Here is a 1,974-nt window from a genome sequence, read left to right as displayed (position 1 = left end):
AAGAAATATAGAACTGGGTAGAGCGAAATAATAGAGAGGAGCAATAGTTTAAATTCTAGTTAATACTATAGCTATAAAGAATGGTGCTCATTTTAACATGAATTTGTCTCAGTTTGTGATAAACCTGAGTGGATGGGTTGGATAAAAATCGACATGCATACCGGCAATAATGCTATAAAAATAGTTCAGATAGTAATACTACAATACGCTAAATTATTCGCCAACAATCCGCTTATATTTTGACATTAAGTCTCCTTTGGATTCCACATGATTCGGGTCATGCGGAATGCAATCTATGGGACAAATTTCAACGCATTGTGGCTCATCGAAATGACCGACACATTCGGTACAAAGGTCAGGATTAATTTCATAAATTTCATCGCCTTCATAAATGGCGTCATTGGGACAAACCGGCTCACACACATCACAGTTGATACATTCATCAGTAATCATCAAAGCCATGGCTATCTCCTAATTTTGATAACAAAGAAACCAAAAATAGCGAATTTATTCCCAGTCATTAGCACGTTTATTGTCAAATGCTTTTTGAACACAAACTGGAACAAATTTATCCACATCACCATTTAATTTAGCAATTTCGCGAATCATAGTTGATGAGATAAAGGAATACTCTGGGGCAGGGGTCAAAAATACCGCCTCAAAGTTTCCATCAAGCTCACGGTTCATATTGGCCAGTTGAAACTCATACTCAAAATCAGACATAGCGCGCAGACCCCGAAGAACGGCGGTCGCTTGTTGCTCACGCATAAACTCGACCAGTAGACCTTCAAACCCCACCACTGATACTTGTGGCAAGTCCTCAAATACATTCTCAACCAACTCAACGCGTTCTTCAAAGCTAAACATAGGCTTTTTATGGTGACCTAGGGCGACAGCAATTACCACTTCGTCAAATAGCTTAACGGCGCGCTTTACAAGGTCACGATGACCGTTAGTAATGGGATCAAAGGTGCCTGGGTAGACGACTTTAGTATGGAGCAATGACGTTTTATTCATTATGATAAGCTTAGATGATAGTGAGGGTTTAAAAGAAGCAAATTAGGCGCCTATCGTAACAAATTTTTGGCAGGGAAGTAAGTTTATTCGAGCAGGGATTTTGTGAGTAGCATAGACATTAGACGCAAGAAGTTAGCCTATAAAGTATGAAAAAGGAGTGATATTTAGGGTCATAATCCTAAAACCTGATATATTTACAAAGCTATGAAATAGATTGGTTGGCAAATTTGTTATACTAAATATTCGACCTAACTTACTTCAATCTAGATTAGGGATATGTACGACAAGCATTCTTGTGAATAGCTATTGTAAATTACAATGGCTAAAGCGTGAGGATGTCTTGGTTTATAAAGAGAGTTAAATTATATATGGCAAAGAAGACAAGAAAGCCTTCAAATCAAATTGCGGCAAATAAAAAAGCACGTCACGAGTATTTTATTGAAGAGACGTACGAAGCAGGCTTAGAGTTACAAGGATGGGAGGTGAAAGCGATACGCGCAGGCAAGATGGCTATTACTGAATCTTATGTGATATTTCGTAATAATGAGGCCTTCTTATTTGGGGCACATATTCAGCCTCTACTATCAAGCTCGACTCATATCGATCCTGATAGCATTCGTACTCGCAAACTGCTACTGCATCGTAAAGAAATCGATACATTATTTGGAGCGGTAAATCAAAAAGGGTTTGCCTGTGTGCCACTTGAGGTATATTGGAAAAACTCGATAGTTAAATGCAAAATCGGCTTAGCTAAAGGTAAGAAGCTACACGACAAGCGCAAGAGCCTTAAAGATAAAGACTGGGAGCGTGATCAGCAACGCGGTTTTAAACAGCATTTGGATTAAACTTGGTTTGAAAGTTTTAAAAGGTAGTATTTATATCCTGCCTTTTTTATACGCTTAATATTATAGTTTGGAAAAGAAAGTTAAAAATTAAAAAATATATGATGCATCATAC

At 37.8% G+C, this 1,974-nt stretch carries 3 protein-coding genes; 1 reads left to right on the top strand and 2 read right to left on the bottom strand.

Going from position 1 to position 1,974, the window contains the following annotated elements; all coding sequences use genetic code 11:
- Nucleotides 1–213: 213 nt before the first annotated feature.
- Both QZ265_RS10780 and coaD read right to left on the bottom strand, forming a co-directional pair.
- Nucleotides 214–462: a YfhL family 4Fe-4S dicluster ferredoxin gene (locus QZ265_RS10780; RefSeq protein ID WP_296406055.1), complete on the bottom strand. Its 249-nt coding sequence runs from the start codon at nucleotides 460–462 to the stop codon at nucleotides 214–216.
- Between the two features lie 45 nt (nucleotides 463–507).
- On the bottom strand, nucleotides 508–1,002 hold the full coding sequence (gene coaD, locus QZ265_RS10775) for a pantetheine-phosphate adenylyltransferase (protein ID WP_296406057.1): 495 nt from the start codon (nucleotides 1,000–1,002) through the stop codon (nucleotides 508–510).
- Nucleotides 1,003–1,385: 383 nt separating this feature from the next.
- On the opposite strand from coaD, the gene smpB reads away from it, so the two are divergent.
- Entirely contained in the window at nucleotides 1,386–1,862 is a 477-nt protein-coding gene (smpB, locus tag QZ265_RS10770) for an SsrA-binding protein SmpB (RefSeq protein WP_296406053.1), read from the top strand.
- The last annotated feature ends 112 nt before the right edge of the window (nucleotides 1,863–1,974 follow it).

The sequence above is a fragment of the Psychrobacter sp. genome (assembly GCF_018260395.1).
Lineage (GTDB): Bacteria > Pseudomonadota > Gammaproteobacteria > Pseudomonadales > Moraxellaceae > Psychrobacter.
Note: the sequence above shows the minus strand (reverse complement) of the source record. Positions and strands in the feature narration are given on the sequence as shown.

What these genes read in the sequence shown, in the direction of transcription:
- QZ265_RS10780 (WP_296406055.1), bottom strand. Translation starts at nt 462, where the DNA reads ATGGCTTTGATGATTACTGATGAATGTATCAACTGTGATGTGTGTGAG.
- smpB (WP_296406053.1), top strand. Translation starts at nt 1,386, where the DNA reads ATGGCAAAGAAGACAAGAAAGCCTTCAAATCAAATTGCGGCAAATAAA.